Source organism: Pseudomonas sp. E1BtOHC1 (assembly GCF_058744285.1).
On sequence record NZ_CP196023.1, the window covers coordinates 968439 to 987953 of the forward strand.

The following is a 19515-nucleotide window of genomic DNA, read 5'->3' on the forward strand; positions in this document are numbered from 1 at the left end:
CGGGATACCCCATGAAAGCCGATCAAGACGCATTCTCATGGGGAGTTCAGGAATGCCTTACCAGACCACAGCATCCATTTTGACCCTGGGCACCGCCGCCCGCCGCCGCGCCTTTGTCGCGCTGCTGGCCATGGCCCCGGTGTTGCCGGGCATGGCCCAGGCCGACAGCGGCAGCCAGAGCCAGGCGCGGGACTACCAGATTGCCGCCGGCAATCTCGATCAGGTCCTGAATCGTTTCGCCAGTGCCGCGGGGATTCTCCTGTCGGTGGATGCGAGCATGACTGCTGGCAAGCACAGTGCGGGCCTGCATGGGCGTTACGAGGTCGCACAGGGCCTGCAGACGTTGCTGGCCGGCAGTGGTTTGCAGGCGGTGCAGACCGGTGCCAGCTGGGGCCTGCAACCCTTGGCCGAGAACGGCGCGCTGCAGCTGGCGCCAACCCGGATCGGCGCCACGCAGATGACCGAGGATGCCTGGGGCGCGGTACCGGGAATCGTCGCCAAGCGCAGTGCCACAGGGAGCAAGACCGACTCGGCACTGGTGGAGATTCCGCAGACCATCAACGTGATCGGCGCCAAGGAGATCAAGGCTCGCGGCGCTCATAGCGTGACCGAAGCGCTGCTCTACACCCCGGGCATGACCGGTGGTGGCTTTTCCGACCGGGTGAAGATTTTCGACGAGCCGACCTCCCGTGGTTTTTCCCCGACACCGATGTACCTCGATGGCCTGCACTTGCCCTATGGCGGCGGCAGTACCGGCGGTGCCCTGCAGATCGAGCCCTATGCCCTGGAGCGCATCGAAGTGCTCAAGGGGCCGGCTTCGGTGCTCTACGGGCAGAACCAGCCGGGCGGCATCGTCAACATGGTCAGCAAGCGGCCCACCGAAACCCCGCTGCACCAGCTGGTGCTGGAAGCCGGCAGCTATGACCACAAGAGCATCGCCCTGGACCTGGGTGGCCCGCTGGATGAACAGGGGCAGTTCCTCTATCGCCTGACCGGGCTGGCCAGCGACAGCCAGGACGCCATCGATTACGTCCAGCAGCAGCGGCAGTTCATCGCCCCGAGCCTGACCTGGCGGCCCGATGACGACACCCAGCTGACGCTGTTCGCCCAGTACCAGAAGGACAACGACGTGCCCGAGGCCCAGGGCCTGCCCAGCGTGGGCACGGTGTTCGCCAACCCCAATGGCAAGATCGACCGCGACCTGTTTCTCGGCGAGCCCGGGGTCAATGCCTACGACCGCGACCAGTTCGTCCTCGGCTACGAGTTCTCCCATCGCCTGAACGATGTCTGGACCCTGAAGCAGAACGCCCGCTACGCCGACGTCGATGACCGCTACCGCGCGCCGCTGCACGGCTACAGGTTCGTCACCAATCCCAGGACCGGCCTCAACGATCAGCGCTACATGACCCGCTACGGTGTGGATTGGAAGCAGCACAACAAGGTTTACGGTGTGGATAGCATCGCCCAGGCCGAGTTCAACACCGGACCCTTCAGCCACACCTTGGTGACGGGGCTGGACTATTACCACTTCAACTCGAAGTTCCATGGCAAGTACGACTTCAACCCGCCGATTCTCGACATGTTCACCCCGACTTACGGCCAGTCGCTGAATTTCGGCAATCCTTACCAGTGGGACAACACCATCATCCAGACCGGCCTGTATGTGCAGGATCAGATCAAGTACGAGAAGTGGGTGCTGGTTCTGGGCGGTCGCAACGATTGGGCGGAAACCGATAACAAGACGCCGCTCAACGGTGGTCATACCAATGCCAAGAGCCAGTCCTTCACCGGGCGCGGCGGGCTGGTGTACTTGTTCGACAACGGGCTGGCGCCCTTTGTCAGCTATTCGGAATCCTTCCTGCCGTTGAGTGGCACCAGTCGCCAGGGCGGCGCTTTCGAGCCGTCCAGCGGCAAGCAGTACGAAGTGGGGGTGAAATACCAGCCGCCGGGCCAGGAGAGCTTCGTCCAGGTATCGGCCTACCAACTGGACCAGGAAAACATCCTGACCTCCGACCTGGCCAACCCCGGGTTCAGCGTCCAGAGTGGCGCGGTGCGCTCCCGGGGGATCGAGCTGGAAGCCAAGGCCAGCCTCAGCGAATCGCTGGACGTGATTGCCTCGGCGTCGCGCAACGACATCAAGTACACCAAGGACAACGACGGGCGCGAAGGGCGTCATCCGGCAGGGATGCCGCCGTTGACCGCGTCGCTGTGGCTCAACTACACGATCCTCGGCGACACGCCGCTGGCGGGCCTGGGCGCAGGCGTCGGCACCCGCTACGTCAAGGGCAGCTATGGCACCGATTACGACGGCGCCTTCCAGATCCCGTCCTACACCGTGTACGACGCCAGCCTGTCCTACGACCTGGAGAAATCGCCGTTGCAATGGAAGGGCGTGAAGCTGGCACTGAACGTGAAGAACCTCACCGACAAGACCTACGTCGCCAATTGCACCACCATCTGGGACTGCTATTACGGCGAAGGCCGGACCATGGTGTCGAGTTTGACCTATGACTGGTAAGGGGAGCGGATTCACCAGTAGTCCGGTTTGATCGCGGGCGCCTTGTGGGTCGTGACTCGCTCGGGGAACTGGTGTTTTTGCAGTTCTTCGGCGCTGATGACCCGGCGCATCCAATGGGCCAGTGCTTTCAGTGAGCCGGGTTGCGGACGTTGGTACTCGGGCCTGTGAGGCAGGATGACGCCGAGGGTCAACTCGGCGACTGGCGGGGTTCTCGATCTGCACGATATGGATCAGCAGCCTGGGCAGATCGAGCCATTTGAATCGAGTGTCAGCTAGTAACCCGTAAAACAGGTTGTAGCCGTCGACGAAGAATGCCGTGCGCACTATTCCATTCCCTGGAAACGAAAAAACCGGCCGGAGCCGGTTTTTTCACCCCAACGGCCAGTGAACTTAATCTCTGCGTACGGGGTTGAGTAGTGAGCCCGATCCTATTGCCTGCTTTCGTCGTGGTCAATCCTTGTCCGACGAGAGTGTGGGTCGATCCATGGCTGTGCTGAACATCAACTCCCCGTGAACCGTTTTGCATGAGCAGGCTTTCAGGATCAAGGTTGTCGACGCGTATTACTGTGAACGCGTGTTACGCCTTAGTTGAGGCTCGATCTGAGGATTCTGCAAAAACACCACATACCCCTTGAACCAGGCACTGTCACGCAGCGCCTGGGGCTCTTGCCAGTCACCGCCCTGGATCAGACCGACCTTGTAAGGCATGCCCATGCGATCCAGGCGCGGCAGGTAGGCTGCGTAGTTGGGAATGCTATGGCGACCCTGGTAGGTCTGCACCACTACTTCATCCACTATGCCCTTGAGCTGGCCGATGGCTTGCGGGTCGGCGTTGCTGCCCCAGTCCATCAGGCCGGTGATGCTCAGGCGGTAGTGCGCCGGCAGGCGCTGGCGCAGGTCGCGCAGGAAACTCACGTAGCGTTCGAGGTCGCGGGTGCTGCTGTCGAAATCGATCTGGATGCCCATTACCGCAGTGCCCGTGGCATGCCAGCGGTGCACCTGGCCAAGCAACTGGCGATACAGCGACTCCGGCCAGGCCAGGGTGTGGGCGCGGTAGACCACCCAGACTTGTTCCTGGGGCAGCTGCGACACCGGCAGGCCCTGGGCGATGAGCTCGACACCGCGCCCGGGATGGCGCCGCGAGCGACTGATCTGCCCCTGGAGGATGTACAGGGTCTTGGCCTGGGCCAGCACTGGCTGGGTCTTGACCCCGCTCCACAGCCAGAAGGCGTCGTAGTGCGCCGCGTCAACGGTGGCGCCTGCCGGTACTGCCCAGTACAGGCACAGTGACAGCAGGCAGCAGGCCAGGCGTTTTGGATTCACCAGTAGTAACGCAGCGACTGGCCCCATTGGGTGTCCCCCAACTTGCCCTTGAGCTGGCGGAACCAGGCCTTGCGCACGGCCGGTTCGACACCGGCGCCGCCACAACGGTTGTTGCCGGAGGAGGCGTAGCAGTAGATCGCCCGGTACAAGGCATAGGCGCGTTCGTCACGGCTGGCCTTGGGGTTGTTGATTACCACCTGATAACCATCGAGTCGCGAGAAGGGCTTGCCTGGGAAGTTGTCCTGGGTGCCGCCCAGGGATTGGGCGTTGGGCGGTGTATCCAGGGGCATCTGGTCGAAGTTGTTCAGGCGCATGAACTCTCCGAGGCAGAGCAGGCCGGCCGGGCTTTTCGGGTCCTGTTGCAGGGCCGCGGCGCTGTCCTTGATGCTCGGGCAGGCATAGCTGCTCTCTTCGCCACTGTCAGGCTTGCCGTACCACTGGAATACCGCCAGTGAGGGGCCATAGTCGAAGAGGTAGCCCAGGCCGCGGCTGAGGGTTTCTTCGGGCAGGGGGCTGGGTTGTTGCTTGAAGTCTTCGCCAAAGGCTGCGTACTGGCCGCGGGTCAGGTCCTTGTACAGCAGCACGAACCAGGCGGTGTTGCGCTCGGTGGCAGAGTCGGCCTGCCGTGCCTGCTGGCGCAGCAGCTTGGGCGAGGCCACCTGGCGCAGGAGAATGTCGCGGACCTGGGTGGTCTTGATCGGTGAGTCGGCGGCAAACACCTTGGCCAGTTGGCCGCTGCGTTCGTAGTTGAAGGCCAGGGCCAGTTCCAGCTGTTCCCGTTGCAGGGGTTGCTTGGCCAGGGGCAGCAGTTGCAGCCACAGCGCTTCGGCGCCTTTCCAGTCCTGTTGGGCCTGCAGGGCCAGGCCGCGCAGGGTCTGCTGGCTGAAGCTCAGGTAGTCCAGTTGCGTCGGCAACTGGGTCGGCAGTTGTTTGAGCGCCGCGGCCGGTTGCTGCTCCACATACAGGCTGAAGGCCGCCAGCAGATAGTCGAACAATGCCGGTTGTCCTTCGAACAGGGCCTTCTGCTGTTGCAGGGCTTCGCGGGTCAATGCCGGAGGCGTCTCAGCGCGCATGCGCATCAGGTCCCTGACCGCCAGCAGCAGCGGGGCCTGGAAGTTGTCGCCGGGAATGCTCAGCAGTTTGTAGTCGACCTCTTCCACCACGTCTTCCAGGCGCATGTTGCGTGGCGTACCCGGAGCCTGGGTCAATTGCTGGGCATAGTCGTCGGCCAGCGCCTGGTAATCCCCCGCCAGCCAGTGCACCCGCCGGATCAGGCCCTTGGCGGACACGGCGTAACGTCCCTGTGGATAAGTTTTCAGGTAGGCCTCGAAACCGCTTCCGGCCTGTTGCAGGACGGCTTTGTCCACATGCTCCAGGCTGACCATGCTCCATTCATCGAAGGCGTTCTGTTGGGCCAGGTTGAGCGTGGTGCGCGGGCCCATGTAGGCCGCAGTTTCGGCCAGCCAGGGCTGGGCATTGTCCTTGAGGGCGGCAAAACCGTTGCCGGCTTCGCTGAAACGGCCACTATAGAAGTCGGCGGCAGCCTGCAGGTAGCGGGCGAACGCCTTGGCCTCTGCCGAGTTCAGGTTGCCCGGCAGCAGCCTGTTCATTTCGCTGGCGTTCCAGTCGCAGCTGGCCAGCAGTTGCACCCGGGCCTCGGCCAGGGCCTGGCGCTCCTCGTCGCTGAGTTGCGTCTTGTTGAGCTGTTCGACAAACGCCAGGGCGCTGGCGTCCGAGTTGCTGCGACAGCGGCTGCCCTCTCCGGACAAAAAAGCGTCGCCGGCGGTGTCCTTGCTATCGCGCCTCAGGCCCAGGGCCTGCAATAGGTTGTCGAGCTGCTCGGTGGCGGGTGCCGGAGTGGCCTTGGACTCGCTACTGGTATCGGGATCTGCCGGGCGCAGGCGATAGGCCGGGAAGGGCACGGGGCCAAAACCCAGGCCCAGGTCATCCTGGGTCAAGGCCCGGGGAGTCAAAGGCAGACTGCCCTGGTCGGCCAGCAGCAGGCGCAGGTTGACCCGGCTGTCGTTGCCCGGGCTGAGAAAAGGCAGGTTGCTGCAGGCATCCAGCTGGTTGGAGTAGAGCTTCCAGCTCGGGAAGCACATGTCATCGGAGCTGGCCTGGGCCAGGGCGGCAAACAAGGTGCCCAGGGCCAGGGTCAATGATGGAAGAAGACCGATACGCATGAATTGTCCTTAATTCGCAAAGCCGCGAGGGAGCACCTTGAAGATGGGCGAATCATACAGAAGGCGCTAGAGGCGCACCTATGCAGTCAGCGAAGATTCCGATGTTTTGCAACGGCTGTCGGGCCTTTGCGGTTTTCCAGGCAAAAGAAGATGCTGTGTCGGTCATTGCAGCCACGTCATGCGGGTGAGGGGAGCAGGGAATGGAATTTCGCAAAGCGCCGGATCTGGTCGGGCGTTTGTCGGAGCAGGCGCACGTGCAGCAGGGCGCAGGGTGGCAGCGGCTGGCTCGTCGGGTGCTGGAGTATGGGTTGCTGCCGATCTTGCTGCTGGCCGCCGGCGTCCGCTTCTATGACCTGACGGCGGCAGCCATCTGGGGCGACGAAGGCTCCAGTCTGTTGCTCAGTCAGTATTCCCTGGTGGAGATCTGGTGGCATGCCGCTCACGATGTCCACCCACCACTGTATTTCATGCTGCTGCATGGCTGGATCGAACTGTTCGGCGACGGCATTTTGTCGGTGCGGATGTTCAGCGCCGTGCCGGGGATTGTCACAGTGGGACTGGGTGTCTGGCTGGTGGCACTGCTGGCTGGCCGACGAGCGGCGATTATCGCCGGGGTGCTCCTGGCGTTGCTGCCCACCGCCGTGCGCTACAGCCAGGAAGTGCGCATGTATGCCCTGCTGGGCATGTTGCTGCTGGGGGCGACTCTGGCCCTGGCGTACTGGGTGCGCCAACCCCGGCGCTGGCGCTACCTGCTGATCTACAGCCTGTTGCTGGCGCTGGCGTTCTACACCCATTACTTCACGGTGCTCTGTGTTCTGGCCCATTGGCTGTACCTGGCGTTATCGGGAGCCCGAGCCGAGGACGGTCGGCGTTTGCTCGGTCGGCCGGTCTGGTGGCTGGCCAATGCCTGCGTCGTGGTGCTGTATCTGCCCTGGGTTCCCGAACTGCTGGAACTGCTGCGGCACCTGGACGAGTTGAAGGCCGGTGGCGATGTCGGTTGGGAGCCTGCGGTGACCTGGTCGTCCCTGCCGGCGATGACCTGGCAGCTGTTACTCCAGGACGAAGGCGACAGCCTGCCCTGGCCGCTGTTCGTGGGGTTGCCGCTGCTGATGCTGCTGGTCTGCCTGGTGCCGGTGTGGCGTGACCACTCGCGAACCAGGCTGGGCGGGCTGCTGACGAGTTTTACCCTGTTGCCGCTGTTGCTGGTGTTTGCGGTGTCGTTCATTTCCCCGGTGTTCATCGAACGCTACCTGACCGCCTATGCCCTGGGCCTGCCGTTGATCGTGGCGATGGTCATCGACCGCTGGCTGCGAACGGCTCGACTGCTGGCCCTGGCCCTGTTGCTGGTCTTCGTGGGGATCGAAGCCCAGGGGCTGCGAAACAACACCGATGTCGACGTCAACGACCAGATCAGCGTGATGGTGGATTACGTCAACACCCACTACGCCACGGGCGACCGCATCGTCATCAGCGACATGCTCTGGTACTTGAGCTACGTCTACTACAACCGTACCGACGCCCAGCCGTTGCTGTATACGCCGCCGTTGCCGGGGGGCGCCTCCGGCAGGCCGAACGCCTATGGTTTCGGCACCCTGATCGACCAACCGGATGAGGTCTACCTGGATCAACTGGGCTCGTTGCCAGTGGGCAGCGGCCGGGTCTGGCTGGTGGGTACCGACGATCAACCCGAGGAGTTCGCGCCGTTGCCGGCCGGCTGGCACAAAGTCACCGAGTTCGCCGCTGGCAGCACCCGGGCCCGGCTGTTTGTCATGTGCGCCTCTGTGGCAACGCCTTGCAGCTCGCCCAGAGCGAATTGAATGCCGTTCGGAAGTTGCGCGGTGCGGCAACCCTGGCCCGACCTAGACTCATTTGAGGGAACGTCAACCTGTCGCCTCGAATCGGTTTCGGGGCACCGAGGTGCATCATGCGTATGGCAAGAACCGTGCAACGCAGCCTGGAGCTGGCGCATTGCGAATTTGATCTGGTGACTCACCCTCACTCGGCCAGCAGCCTGGAGACCGCACGCGTGGCGGGGGTTCCCGCGGAGCGGGTGGCCAAGTCGGTGATTCTCGACGATCACCACGGCCACTACCTGATGGCGGTATTGCCCGCCAGCCGTCATCTGGATTTGAGCAAGGTCCGCGGCAGCGGTGAGTGGCAGATCACCCGGGAAAGCACCCTGGCCCATCTGTTCAACGACTGCGAGCGCGGCGCGGTGCCGGCCCTTGGCGAATCCTATGGCCTGGATGTTGTCATCGACCCTTGGCTGACCCGGCAGAAAGACATCTATCTGGAGGCCGGTAATCACCACAACCTGGTGCACATGAGCATGGCTCAGTACCTGAAAATGGTGCCCCACGCTCAGGTTTGCGAAGTTTCTCACTGATCAGGAGCCAGACCATGGAATCACCGACCCACAATCTGCCGGCGCTGTTCAAGCAGCTGGGGCTGGCCGATGACCCGGTGAGCATCGATCGATTCATCGCTACCCATTCCCCGCTGAAACCGGAGTTGCACCTGGCGGACGCGTTCTTCTGGAGCAAGAGCCAGGCCGACTTTCTGCGCGATGAGCTGCTCGACGATGCCGATTGGGCGGAGGTGGTGGATCAGTTGGATGTGTTGTTGCGCAGGGGGCGAGGGGGCTAGCTCGGCGGTGGCCATTGGCGAGAAGAGACCCAAAGACGATGTTCATTCGAGCCTCGATGCCCGGGCGCGCCTGGCAGCGAACTCGGCTTCTATTGCTTCATGGCTGGGCCCGTGCTGAGCCTCCATAGAGGCCCGGGCGAGCTGAAATTTCTGCTGCAAAAAAGCTTCGTACTCCCTGGATTCGTGCTGCTTCTGGACGAAATCGCGCATCATTTCGCGAATGATCTGCGAGGCCGAACGTTGACAGGCTTGTGCTTGCTCCATGAACTGATCCCGCAGTTCAGTTTCGAGTTTCATGGTTAAAGACGGCGTGCTTGGGCATGAGCGATCTCCGCAAAAAGTCATGAAAAAACAGATACCTTTTCAGTATCCGTTTTGGTTAGGGGCGGATCAGCAAAACGCTTGGCCTGGGTAATTGTTACAAAACTTGACTGGATTTAGCCGTGGATGCCATATTGATAGTTAGCAAACTAACAGTGTGCGAACAGTCTTGTGTCCAACTCCCTTGAATCACTCCACATGAACATCAGCAGTGGCATGGTGGTCGCGTCCCGGCATTGGCGGCGGATCTGCCAGACCACCCTGGTCAACTTTGGAATCTCCGAAGCCTGCGCGGTGCCCCTGCTGATGATCGGGCGCCTGGGCGAGGGCGTGCGCCAGGTCACGGTGGCCCAGGCCGCGGGGATGGAAAGCCCATCCCTGGTGCGTTTGCTGGATCAACTGTGCAGCGCCGGCTACGTGTGCCGCAGTGAAGACCCCCACGACCGCCGGGCCAAATGCCTGAGCCTGACCGACACCGGCCGCGAGCTGGTGCAAGCCGTGGAGAGCGAGTTGGTGCGCCTGCGCCATGAAGTCCTCGAAGGCATCAGCGCCAGCGACCTGGAAGCGGCACTGCGGGTGATTCGCGCCTTCGAGTCCGCCAGCCATGTACCGGTGCTGTCATCTTGAAAGGCTTTTTCACTGGCATGCCCCCCGCGCGCGACTGGTTCTACGGCGTGCGCACCTTCGCTGCTTCGATGATCGCTCTGTACATCGCCATGCTGATGCAGATGCCGCGTCCCTATTGGGCCATGGCCACGGTGTACATCGTCTCCAGCCCCTTTGTCGGCCCTACCAGTTCCAAGGCCTTGTACCGGGCGATCGGTACCTTTCTCGGCGCGGCGGCTGCGGTGCTGCTGGTGCCGATGTTCGTGCAGAGCCCCTATCTGCTGGTGGTGATCATCGCCCTGTGGACCGGGATCCTGTTGTTCCTGTCCATGCACCTGCGCACTGCCAACAACTACGCCCTGATGCTGGCCGGCTACACCCTGCCGCTGATTGCCCTGCCGGTGGTGGACAACCCCTTGGCGGTGTGGGATGTGGCCGAGGCACGAACCGAGGAAATCTTCCTCGGCATCATTTGCGCTGCGGTCATTGGCAGCATGTTCTGGCCCCGGCGGCTGGCCCCGGTGTTCGTCGATTCCGCCGGCAAGTGGTTCGCCGATGCCGCGGTCTACAGCCAGCGCTTCCTCGCGCGCAATGTGCAGCCTGAAGAAGTCAGCGCCCTGCGCACATCGATGGTGGGCACCTTCAACACCCTGGAGTTGATGATCGGCCAGTTGCCCCACGAAGGCGCCCGGCCGCAGACGGTGCGCAACACCAAGGAACTGCGCGGGCGGATGATCAACCTGCTGCCGGTGGTGGATGCTCTGGACGATGCTCTGTACGCCCTGGAACGGCGTACCCCGGAACTGGTGGCGCAGTTCGCCCCCTTGCTGGCCAAGGCCGAGGAATGGCTGCAAGGCACCGCCCGGGATGCCTCAGTGGAACGCTGGCAAGCTCTGCGCGATGAGCTTGAAACCCTGCAACCAAGCCCTGAAGCCCTGGATGACCGGCGCCAGCTGCTGCTGTCCAACGCCCTGTATCGCCTCGGCGAGTGGATCGATCTGTGGCAAGACTGCCGCAGCCTGCAGCACGCCATCCAGAGCGAAAGTCAGGCTCCCTGGCGCGCGGTCTACCGGCATTGGCGCCTGGGCCGGCTGACGCCGTTTCTTGACCGCGGGCTGATGCTGTATTCGGCGGGCTCGACGGTGCTCGCGATCATCGTCGCCTCGGTGCTGTGGATCCTCCTGGGCTGGACCGACGGCGGCAGCGCGGTGATCCTGGCGGCGGTGGCCTGCAGCTTCTTCGCCTCCATGGACGACCCCGCGCCGCAGATCTACCGGTTCTTTTTCTGGACCGCGATGTCGGTGCTGTTCGCCAGCCTCTACCTGTTCCTGATCCTGCCCAACCTGCACGACTTCCCGATGCTGGTGCTGGCCTTTGCCGTGCCCTTCATCTGTGTGGGCACCCTGACGGTACAGCCGCGGTTCTACCTGGGTATGCTCCTGACCATCGTCAACACCTCGTCCTTCATCAGCATCCAGGGCGCCTACGACGCGGACTTTCTGAGCTTCGCCAACTCCAACCTGGCCGGGCCCATGGGCCTGCTCTTTGCCTTTGTCTGGACCCTGATTGCCCGGCCGTTCGGCTCGGAACTGGCGGCCAAGCGCCTGACCCGCTTCAGTTGGCGCGACATTGTCAGCCTCTCCGAGCCGGCAACCCTGGCCGAGCACCGGCACATGGGGGCGCAGATGCTCGACCGGCTGATGCAGCACCTGCCGCGCCTGGCCATGACCGGCCAGGACACCGGTGCCGCCCTGCGGGAGTTGCGTGTTGCGCTCAATGTCCTGGACCTGCAGGCCTATGCGCCGCGGGTGCAGGGGCTGGCTCAGTCCCTGCTGCGCCAGGTGGTGGCCGAGGTCGGCGAATACTTTAAGGCCTGCCTCAAGGCCGGCGAACGCCTGCCCGCTCCCAGTGCGTTGCTGATGACCCTGGACCGCACCCGGCGTGCGCTCAACAGCCAGGGCCTGCAAGGCGACGACGAAACCCGCCTGCACCTGCTGCACGCCCTCAGTGGCCTGCGCCTGGCGCTGCTGCCGGGGGTGGAATTCGTCGCCACCAGCGAGCTTGAAGAACCCCTTCCCCATGGCATCGATGGAGCGCCCCTATGATCGGTGATCTGGATATCAGCGGGGTGTTCCTGCCCACGCTGCTGGTGCTGATGGGCATCACTTATGGCTTGTACCTGTTGGTGCACGGGGTGCTGACGCGCTTGCACTTTTATCGTCTGGTCTGGCACCGGGCGCTGTTCAACGTGGGTCTCTACGCTCTGCTACTGGGCGCCGTGGACTCTCTCAGTCGATACCTGATGACATGAAAAAACCTTTATTGACCATTGGCCGTGTGGTCCTGACGTTACTGGTGGTGACCTTCGCGGTCGTGGTGGTCTGGCGCATGGTGATGTACTACATGTTCGCGCCCTGGACCCGGGATGGGCATATCCGTGCCGACATCGTGCAGATCGCACCAGACGTGTCCGGACTGATCCAGTTGGTGGAAGTGCGCGACAACCAGTTGGTCAAGCGCGGCCAGGTGTTGTTCAGCATCGATCAGGACCGTTTCAAGCTGGCCCTGCGCCAGGCCAAGGCCGCCCTGGCCGACCGTCAGGAAACCCTGGCCCAGGCCCAGCGCGAAGCCAAGCGCAACCGTGGCCTGGGCAATCTGGTGCCGCGCGAGCAACTGGAAGAGAGTCAGTCCCGCGAAGCCCGTGCCCAGTCGGCACTGGCCGAGGCCCAGGTGGCGGTGGACAGCGCCCAGCTCAACCTCGACCGTTCGGTGGTACGCAGCCCGGTGGACGGCTACGTCAACGACCGCGCACCGCGGACCCAGGAGTTTGTTACCGCCGGTCGCCCGGTGCTCTCGGTGGTGGACAGCAACTCCTTCCATATCGATGGCTATTTCGAAGAGACCAAGCTCGACGGCATCCATGTCGGTCAGGCCGTGGACATCCGCGTGATCGGTGACCGCGCGCGGCTGCGCGGGCATGTGGAAAGCATCGTCGCCGGGATCGAGGACCGTGATCGCAGCAGCGGCTCCAATCTGCTGCCCAACGTCAACCCGGCCTTTAGCTGGGTGCGGCTGGCCCAGCGGATTCCGGTGCGCATCGCTTTCGATGAGGTGCCGGCGGACTTCCGCATGATCGCCGGGCGTACCGCCACGGTGTCGATCCTCGACGACCAGGCCAAGCGGGAGCCCGGGCAATGAACAGCGGCGCACGTTTGGCCCTGGCCGGGCTCGGCCTGCTGCTCTCGGCCTGTCAGATGGTCGGGCCGGATTACCGCCTGCCCAAGGACGCGGCGCTGCAACGCCAGGATCTGCAGGGCGAATTGACCGCCAAAGGTGCCAATGTGGTGTCGGCGCCGGTGCCTGTGGACTGGTGGCGCCTGTATCAGGACCCGCGCCTGGACCAGTTGGTGCAGCAGGCACTGGCCTCCAACACCGATTTGCGGGTGGCGGCGGCCAACCTGGCCCGTGCCCGTGCCCAAGTGGATGAGGCCCAGGCCGCCGGTGGCTGGAGCGGCGGGGTCAAGGCCGGGGTCGAGCGTCTGCAGGAGTCCGGCGAAGCCTTCCTGCTGCCGGAAAAAGTACCGGTGGCCAACGTCGGCAACCTGTCCATCAGCACCTCTTATCAATTCGACCTGTTCGGCACCTTGCAACGGGGCATCGAGGCAGCCAAGGCCAATGCCGATGCCACCCAGGCGGCGGCAGATACGGCGCGTATCACCTTGGTGGCAGACGTGGTGCGCGCCTATACCCAGGTCTGCGCGGCCAACGAAGAGCGGGAAATCGCCGAACACTCCCTGAGCCTGCAAGCCCAGAGCACCGAGCTCACCCAGCGCTTGCGCGATGCCGGGCGCGGTGACGAAACCCAGGTCACCCGATCCCAGACCCAGTTCAAGTCCCTGCGCGCCGAACTGCCGCGTTATGAAGCCGCGCGCCAGTCGGGGCTGTTCCGCCTGTCGATGCTGCTGGCCAAACCGGTGGAGCAACTGCCCGCCGGCACCGCCCGTTGCGCCGAGCTGCCCCATATCGCCCAGTTGCTGCCGGTGGGCGACGGCGCGGCACTGCTCAAGCGTCGTCCCGATGTACGCCAGGCCGAGCGCCGGCTGGCCGCCGCCACCGCAGAAATCGGCGTCGCCACCGGAGCTCTTTATCCCGATATCAGCATCGGTGCCACGGTTGGCACCGTGGGCATTCTCGACAACCTCGGCAAGCCTTCCACCAACCGCTGGGGCTTCGGCCCGCTGATCAGCTGGACCATACCGGCCAACGGCGCCCGTGAACGCATTCATGAGGCCGAAGCGGCGAGCCAGGGCGCCCTGGCCCATTTCGACGGGGTGGTGCTCAACGCCATTCGTGAAACCCAGACCGGCCTGGCCCAGTACAGTGCCCAGCTGCAACGCCGCGATGCCCTGGCGGATGCCGAGCAGTCGGCGCAACTGGCGGCGGACCAGACTCACCGTTTTTTCCAGGCCGGACGCGCTTCCTTCCTCGCCGATCTGCAAGCCACCCGTACCTACACCGATATGCGCGCGCAGCTGGCGGCGGCCAATACTCAGGTGGCGATGAGCCAGATCGATCTGTTCCTGGCCCTGGGCGGCGGTTGGGAAAGCGGACGAACGCAAGGCTCGCAACCCGCGAAACCCTGAGGCCGTTGCTATGCTTTGATCAGTTGGAAACGTCCTGCGTGCAATGGGCTTTCCAGCCGATCAAAGCATGTGATGGTCATGGGGATTCCAATAATGAAAAACCCTTATGCTCCGGGCTTCTGGTGTGCGCTCTGTGCACTGGTGCTGCTGTCTGCCACCTACTTCTACGGCATCATGCTGGCCCATCAGATCGACAAGGCCATGGTGTTCCTCGACAGCGCCAGCGCGCTGATCGCGGTGATGGCCATCGGCGTGGTGGCCTGGGCCTCGTTGCAGAGTCAGAAAATCAAGAAAAGACAGCTCGAACAGAGCAAGACCCTGGTGATGATCTGGGACACCAAGGTGGCTCTGCGCCGGGTTGAAACCGTGTTCGACCGTTACTTCTGGGGGAGCTACTGGCAGCCGGGGCGGACCTTCGCCGAAGTCATGGGCGAACTCACCGGCACCCCTCTGGAAAAGAGCCTGGAAGCCCTGAAAAAGCAGTGCATCCTGCTGGACAAACAGGCCGATGACGGGCGCCATTGGCTGAACAATGCCCGGGAACTGTCGGATGTCGCCACCGCCATGGCGCGGGAGCGTTACCAGCTGGATTTCTGTGATCCCCGTGGCGAGTCCCGTGGCAACAGCCCGGTGATTGACCGGGATTTCGAAGTGCTGGTCTACACCTGGAGCGCCCGTCTCAAGAGCTTCGACCATCAGCTCGATGCCCTGGAAGTCGAATACTCCTGAAACCTGCCTCCCGGCCCTGTAGCCGCTGCCGGTCAGCGGCTGCAGGCCCCGCATCCCCGCGCTCCACGGTTTTTCACATTCAAAGATTGGGCTCGCGCTAGCCGCCAGTGGTAATCTGCGCCGGTTTTACGCGGAGTCGAGCCGCAACCCGTCATGGGTTCAGGGAAGACGACCACACCTTCAAACAACGGATATTGATCGGGTCAGACATGAATAAATCAGCAGGCGTACTGTTAGGAATCGTCGTCGCGGTAGGTGCCATCAGTGTCGGCGGCGCCTGGTACACCGGCACCAAGCTGGAAGGCGTTGTGCAGCAGCAGATCGTCGAGAGCAACAAAGAGTTGCAGGCGGCGCTGATCGGTTATGACGCCACCGCGACCATCGAACTGGTGTCCCTGGAGCGTGGCCTGTTCAGCAGCACCGCTCACTATCGCCTCAAGGGCCAGGGTGATGTGTTCCAAGGCGATCTGGAATTGCTGGTCACCGATCACATCGAGCACGGCCCGCTGCCTTTCTCCCGCCTGGTGCGCCTGAAGTGGCTGCCGGTCATGGCTACCAGCCATTACGAACTGGAGAAGAGCCCGCAGACCGACAAATGGTTTGCCGCCACCAAAGGCGTGGCTCCGTTCAAGGGCGTGGTCAATGTCGGCTACGACCTGTCCGCCGAGGGCACCCTGGATTTCGCTCCGATGGAACTGGCCCTGGATGAGCAGAGCAGCCTGAAGTTCTCCGGCCTGAACTCCACCTTCAGCGTCAGCGACAACCGCCAGAAAGCCAAGGTCGACGGCTACATGGACAGCCTGAGCCTCTCGCTCAGCTCGCCGGACAAGGCCCCGGGCAAGCTGGAAATCAACGGCTTGACCCTGGCCAGTAACCTGAAAAAGAGCAGCTTCGGCTACTACATGGGCCAGAACACCCTGGAACTCACCAGCACCAAGGCCACCTTCGGTGACAAGCAATCGGTGCTGACCCTGAAGAACTTCGAACAGAAGACCTTCAGCGAAGAAACCGGCAGCACAGTGGCGGGCCGTGCGGATTACCGAGTGGGCGAAATCGCCTTCGACGGCAAGACCGTGGGTTCGGCCGAGATGCTCTGGAGCATGAAGAACCTCGACAGCCAGGGCATGCTCGATCTGCTCCAGGTCTACCAGACCGTGCTGCAGCCGTATCAGAAGGCTGCCACCGAGGCCACTGCCGAGGGCGAACCGGCCCCGGAACTGCAAATGTCCGACGCCGAGCAGGTCAAGGTACGTGCCGCGGTGAACAAGGTCCTGGAAGCCAAACCACAGATCGCCCTTGAAAGCCTGGCCTTCAAGACCGCCGGTGGTGAAAGCCGTTTCAGCCTGAGCCTGGATCTGGCCAAGCCGCAGAGCCTGGAGCTGCCGCCGGCTGAGCTGGGCAAGCAACTGATCAGTCAGCTGGACGCCAAACTGTCGCTGTCCAAGCCGATGGTGGCGGACGTGGCTGCCTTGCAGGCCCAGGCCGAAGGCCAGACCGATGCCAAGCAGATCGCCGAGCAAAGCGCCGCTACCGCGGAAATGCTCAGCGCCATGGCCCTGGCCACTCAGTTGGCCAAGCTGGAAGGCAATGCGGTGGTGTCGTCGCTGCACTACGCCAATAACGAAGTGAATTTCAACGGTCAGAAGATGACCGTCGAGCAGTTCGTTGGTTTTGTCATGAGCAAAATGGGTGGCGCTGGCGCCCTGCAGTAAGCCCTGGGTGAGGGCGTCTTTGGCGTCCTCCGACCGTAAAGCTCAACGCCCGGCGCTGTTCGACAGCCCGGGCGTTTTGCTGTCTGGAGAGTGGTTGTCATGCGGTGTTTGCGCCTCAGTCCTGAGGATGTACGGCAGGCGTCGCTGATGGTTGAGCTGCCGCCAAGGGCGATTCATTGATACTCGCGGGGAGTGGGATATTCCTGTTCTTGCGGAATCAGGCGGTGGGCGCCGTCCAAATCACCTTGCTGGATGAGCCGATGAATCGAGTGCGCCAGGGGCGTGACATCGGTGATGCGCTTGATCCACTGGTTCACGTACAGCTGCACGGCCTCCTTGCTCAGGCCGATCTGGATCGCTCGGTGTTCCTGTGGCCGCAAGTACAGATCCCGTTCCGGGTCCCATTGAATGCGCACCGGTGACTGGTCTTTCAACTTCAACCACTCTTCCTTGCTCATGGACTCGTCGGCATGGCTCAGGCAGCCGTTCGCCAGTGCCCATTCGAAGCCTTCGCGGCTGATGTCGATGGCCAGGATGCGCGCTTGTCCGGCGTCCTTAAAACCCCAGCCGGCGCGGTACATCATCCACAGGAAGGACGGCTTTATCCAGGTCATGCGCTCCATCTTGAACGGTGGGGAAACGAAGGTGCCGTGGGCCAGGGCGGCGTCGGCGATGCTCTCGGAGTAGGCCTGGTAGACGCGGATGGTGGTGTCGTCGTAGAGCGCGCGGATCTGGCGCTGGGGGAGTTCTGTTGGGGGTTTATGCATGGCATTTCCTTATGAAAAGCGGGCGGCCGGGAAGCCGCCCTGGGGTGTTTAAAGTTCGGCCTGCGGTTGCAGGCGCCGTGATGTCACATCCAGCAGATCACAACCATCGCGCAGCAGGATGCTGCACACCAGGGTCAGCTCCTGCAAAACCACCGGTTCACTGCGCAGGGTATCGGCGGCGAAGTTCTCCAGCAGTTGGGTCGCGGCGCGGATGCGAAAGGCTGCGGCGTCGTGCAGCACATCGATGGGCGCCTGGGTGTCGATCAGCAGGGAAGGAATCAGGCAGTCGTGGCCGGTTATCGGCATGTAGCGGTTCATTGGCACACCTCGTTTGATTGGTAGAAAGCTACCGTTCAATCGTCGCCAAACGAATGGGTGGCAGCTGTACGCAGGTTGGCGAGCCGGCAACGAGAAACCGGCAGACCCGAAGGTCTCCCGCGCACAGCTGCCATAAAGCAGCGTTGCGGGTGCAAAAGAGCCTGCAAACAAGCAAACAGCTTTCGCATTCGTTATTCCGGTCGCCAAACCAGGTCGCCATATGGGCGACGGCCGGACTATAAGCCCCGGGCTTGCGACGGTGCAAGGCAAGTGTGGTGGCGTCTTTTCCGAGAACGTTGTAGGGCTTTTTCCGCTCACAACCGTCCTGCTTGCGACTGTATTTCCAAGTGTTTTCCCCAGGTGTTTTTTACTGCTGGTCGGCTAGCCTGTATGTACATTTGTAAATACGGAATTGCTCATGTACTTTGAATGGGACGAGGCCAAGAATCACGCCAACCTCCTCAAGCACGGCATCGATTTCAACGATGCCGTGCTGATGTTCCAGCGCCCGGTGCTGTCCTTGCGCGATGAGCGCCTGGATTATGGCGAGGAACGCTGGATCAGCCTTGGTTGGATCAGGACCCTGGTGGGCGTGGTGGTCCATACCGAGCAGCGGGGTCATGCGGTGCGCATCATCTCGGCGCGTAAAGCCACTAAACGGGAGGCTAAATACTATGTCCAACGGATCGAAAACTGACTGGGATCGCCTGGCGAAAACCGATGACCAGAGCATCGATACTTCAGATATCCCCGAGCTGGATGACGATTTCTTTCGCCGAGCCGAGGTGCATCTGCCGGGCAAGAAGGCCGTGACCATCCGCCTGGACGCCGATGTGCTGGAATGGTTCAAGGGCCAGGGCGCGGGTTACCAGACGCGGATCAACCAATTGCTGCGTCAGTACATGCAGGCCCACCAGGGCTGAGGTCTGCGCATCATTTCAGGAGGCGGGCGGGTGGCCCGCCGCCCTTTCTGGCCGGCGGTGGATTGTGCTCGCCATTGCGCTTTCTATCTGAAATATTCATTTACAATTACCCCATCCTCAAGCTCAATCTCTCCCGCGCCGCGCACAAAGCGGCGCGCTCTTTGGTGCAGGCTATAGTCTTGTGGCCCCCTCGATCTCATCCGCAAAAAGGTGCTTTCGTATGTCTCGCTTTGCCTCCCGCAATACTTGGCTGGCCGCTGGTGCCGTGCTGCTGTGCCTGCAGTTTCCCGTGCAGGCCCAGGAGCGTTTCACCCTGAATATCCCTGGGGTCTCGGATGACCGGCTGTTCACCACCGGCAACGCCAGTGATGCCAAAGGCTGTGGCGGGCACAACAACTCTCCGGCCTTGAACTGGACCGCGGGCCCCAGCGGGACCTTGAGCTATGCCATCGTCATGCACGATCCGGACGGCGCCAAGGGCCAGGGTGTGGATCACTGGGTGCACTACGGCATCAAGCCCACCACTCGGCAGATCCCGGCCGGCGCCGGCACCAAGCCGAATCTGGAAGGGCTGGCCGGGCTCAACAGCCGTAACGGCACCGCCTACATGGGCCCATGCCCGCCAGTGGGCGACAGCGCGCACCATTACATCATCCAGATCTATGCCCTGGACCTGGCGCCGGAAGCCCTGCCTGCCGGGCTGACCCGGGCCCAGTTGCTGGAGAAGATCAACGGCCACGTGTTGCGTAACAGCAGTGTGGTACGCCGCTACTCCCGTTGAGTGAAATTTTTTTGGGGGCTTAACCCGAATCGCCAAGGGGCTTCG

Annotated in this window: 19 protein-coding genes and 1 pseudogene; 14 read left to right on the forward strand and 6 right to left on the reverse strand. The window is 62.7% G+C overall.

Annotation, left to right across the window (positions count from 1 at the left end):
- Positions 1-52: 52 nt before the first annotated feature.
- Positions 53-2518 (forward strand): TonB-dependent siderophore receptor, encoded by a 2466-nt coding sequence (locus ACSSVC_RS04480; protein WP_404938010.1) that lies wholly within the window; start codon positions 53-55, stop codon positions 2516-2518.
- 11 nt (positions 2519-2529) lie between these two features.
- Here the strand turns inward: ACSSVC_RS04480 and ACSSVC_RS04485 are convergent.
- The 3 genes and pseudogenes from ACSSVC_RS04485 to ACSSVC_RS04495 form a co-directional block, all read right to left on the reverse strand.
- A pseudogene (locus ACSSVC_RS04485) lies at positions 2530-2842 on the reverse strand (hypothetical protein).
- 237 nt (positions 2843-3079) lie between these two features.
- Entirely contained in the window at positions 3080-3868 is a 789-nt protein-coding gene (locus ACSSVC_RS04490) for a DUF3142 domain-containing protein (protein WP_492612017.1), read from the reverse strand.
- Positions 3838-6024 (reverse strand): PA5441 family protein, encoded by a 2187-nt coding sequence (locus ACSSVC_RS04495; RefSeq protein WP_346634020.1) that lies wholly within the window; start codon positions 6022-6024, stop codon positions 3838-3840. The genes ACSSVC_RS04490 and ACSSVC_RS04495 overlap by 31 nt, the downstream gene beginning before the upstream one ends.
- A gap of 200 nt (positions 6025-6224) precedes the next feature.
- Here ACSSVC_RS04495 and ACSSVC_RS04500 point away from each other — a divergent pair, with 200 nt between their 5' ends.
- The 3 genes from ACSSVC_RS04500 to ACSSVC_RS04510 all read left to right on the forward strand — a co-directional run bounded on the left by ACSSVC_RS04500 (position 6225) and on the right by ACSSVC_RS04510 (position 8670).
- Complete coding sequence (locus tag ACSSVC_RS04500) at positions 6225-7841, forward strand: glycosyltransferase family 39 protein (protein WP_492612018.1); 1617 nt, start codon at positions 6225-6227, stop codon at positions 7839-7841.
- A 107-nt stretch (positions 7842-7948) separates the two neighbouring features.
- Positions 7949-8410, forward strand: coding sequence for an aminoacyl-tRNA deacylase (locus ACSSVC_RS04505; RefSeq protein WP_346634022.1), 462 nt, complete (start codon positions 7949-7951; stop codon positions 8408-8410).
- Positions 8411-8424: 14 nt separating this feature from the next.
- Positions 8425-8670, forward strand: coding sequence for a DUF2789 domain-containing protein (locus ACSSVC_RS04510; protein ID WP_123725423.1), 246 nt, complete (start codon positions 8425-8427; stop codon positions 8668-8670).
- 42 nt (positions 8671-8712) lie between these two features.
- Here ACSSVC_RS04510 and ACSSVC_RS04515 read toward each other — a convergent pair whose 3' ends face one another.
- A complete protein-coding gene (locus tag ACSSVC_RS04515) occupies positions 8713-8967 on the reverse strand; it encodes an antitoxin of toxin-antitoxin stability system (RefSeq protein ID WP_492612019.1) in 255 nt (84 codons plus the stop codon).
- A 222-nt stretch (positions 8968-9189) separates the two neighbouring features.
- Here ACSSVC_RS04515 and ACSSVC_RS04520 point away from each other — a divergent pair, with 222 nt between their 5' ends.
- From ACSSVC_RS04520 to ACSSVC_RS04550, 7 genes are all read left to right on the forward strand, one after another.
- Positions 9190-9618 (forward strand): MarR family winged helix-turn-helix transcriptional regulator, encoded by a 429-nt coding sequence (locus ACSSVC_RS04520; RefSeq protein ID WP_346634024.1) that lies wholly within the window; start codon positions 9190-9192, stop codon positions 9616-9618.
- Positions 9615-11702, forward strand: coding sequence for an FUSC family protein (locus ACSSVC_RS04525; protein ID WP_446439592.1), 2088 nt, complete (start codon positions 9615-9617; stop codon positions 11700-11702). Before ACSSVC_RS04520 ends, ACSSVC_RS04525 begins: the two co-directional genes overlap by 4 nt.
- Positions 11699-11908 carry a DUF1656 domain-containing protein gene (locus ACSSVC_RS04530; RefSeq protein ID WP_011058538.1) on the forward strand — a complete coding sequence of 70 codons (210 nt, stop codon included), beginning with the start codon at positions 11699-11701 and terminating at the stop codon, positions 11906-11908. Before ACSSVC_RS04525 ends, ACSSVC_RS04530 begins: the two co-directional genes overlap by 4 nt.
- Complete coding sequence (locus ACSSVC_RS04535; protein WP_346634026.1) at positions 11905-12795, forward strand: efflux RND transporter periplasmic adaptor subunit; 891 nt, start codon at positions 11905-11907, stop codon at positions 12793-12795. Before ACSSVC_RS04530 ends, ACSSVC_RS04535 begins: the two co-directional genes overlap by 4 nt.
- Entirely contained in the window at positions 12792-14240 is a 1449-nt protein-coding gene (locus ACSSVC_RS04540) for an efflux transporter outer membrane subunit (RefSeq protein ID WP_492612020.1), read from the forward strand. Before ACSSVC_RS04535 ends, ACSSVC_RS04540 begins: the two co-directional genes overlap by 4 nt.
- A gap of 93 nt (positions 14241-14333) precedes the next feature.
- Positions 14334-14969, forward strand: a complete 636-nt coding sequence (locus tag ACSSVC_RS04545; protein ID WP_346634028.1) for an NADH:ubiquinone oxidoreductase subunit N — start codon at positions 14334-14336, stop codon at positions 14967-14969.
- Positions 14970-15178: 209 nt separating this feature from the next.
- Positions 15179-16681, forward strand: a complete 1503-nt coding sequence (locus ACSSVC_RS04550; RefSeq protein WP_346634029.1) for a YdgA family protein — start codon at positions 15179-15181, stop codon at positions 16679-16681.
- A 173-nt stretch (positions 16682-16854) separates the two neighbouring features.
- On the opposite strand, the gene ACSSVC_RS04555 is transcribed toward ACSSVC_RS04550, so the two are convergent.
- Complete coding sequence (locus ACSSVC_RS04555) at positions 16855-17448, reverse strand: DUF4291 domain-containing protein (RefSeq protein WP_446439590.1); 594 nt, start codon at positions 17446-17448, stop codon at positions 16855-16857.
- 48 nt (positions 17449-17496) lie between these two features.
- Entirely contained in the window at positions 17497-17766 is a 270-nt protein-coding gene (locus ACSSVC_RS04560; RefSeq protein ID WP_492612021.1) for a hypothetical protein, read from the reverse strand.
- A gap of 418 nt (positions 17767-18184) precedes the next feature.
- Here ACSSVC_RS04560 and ACSSVC_RS04565 point away from each other — a divergent pair, with 418 nt between their 5' ends.
- The 3 genes from ACSSVC_RS04565 (at position 18185) to ACSSVC_RS04575 (ending at position 19470) form a co-directional block, all read left to right on the forward strand.
- Entirely contained in the window at positions 18185-18463 is a 279-nt protein-coding gene (locus tag ACSSVC_RS04565) for a BrnT family toxin (RefSeq protein ID WP_492612022.1), read from the forward strand.
- A complete protein-coding gene (locus ACSSVC_RS04570; protein WP_492612023.1) occupies positions 18441-18689 on the forward strand; it encodes a BrnA antitoxin family protein in 249 nt (82 codons plus the stop codon). The genes ACSSVC_RS04565 and ACSSVC_RS04570 overlap by 23 nt, the downstream gene beginning before the upstream one ends.
- Before the next feature lie 220 nt (positions 18690-18909).
- Positions 18910-19470 (forward strand): YbhB/YbcL family Raf kinase inhibitor-like protein, encoded by a 561-nt coding sequence (locus tag ACSSVC_RS04575; protein WP_346634033.1) that lies wholly within the window; start codon positions 18910-18912, stop codon positions 19468-19470.
- Positions 19471-19515: the final 45 nt, after the last annotated feature.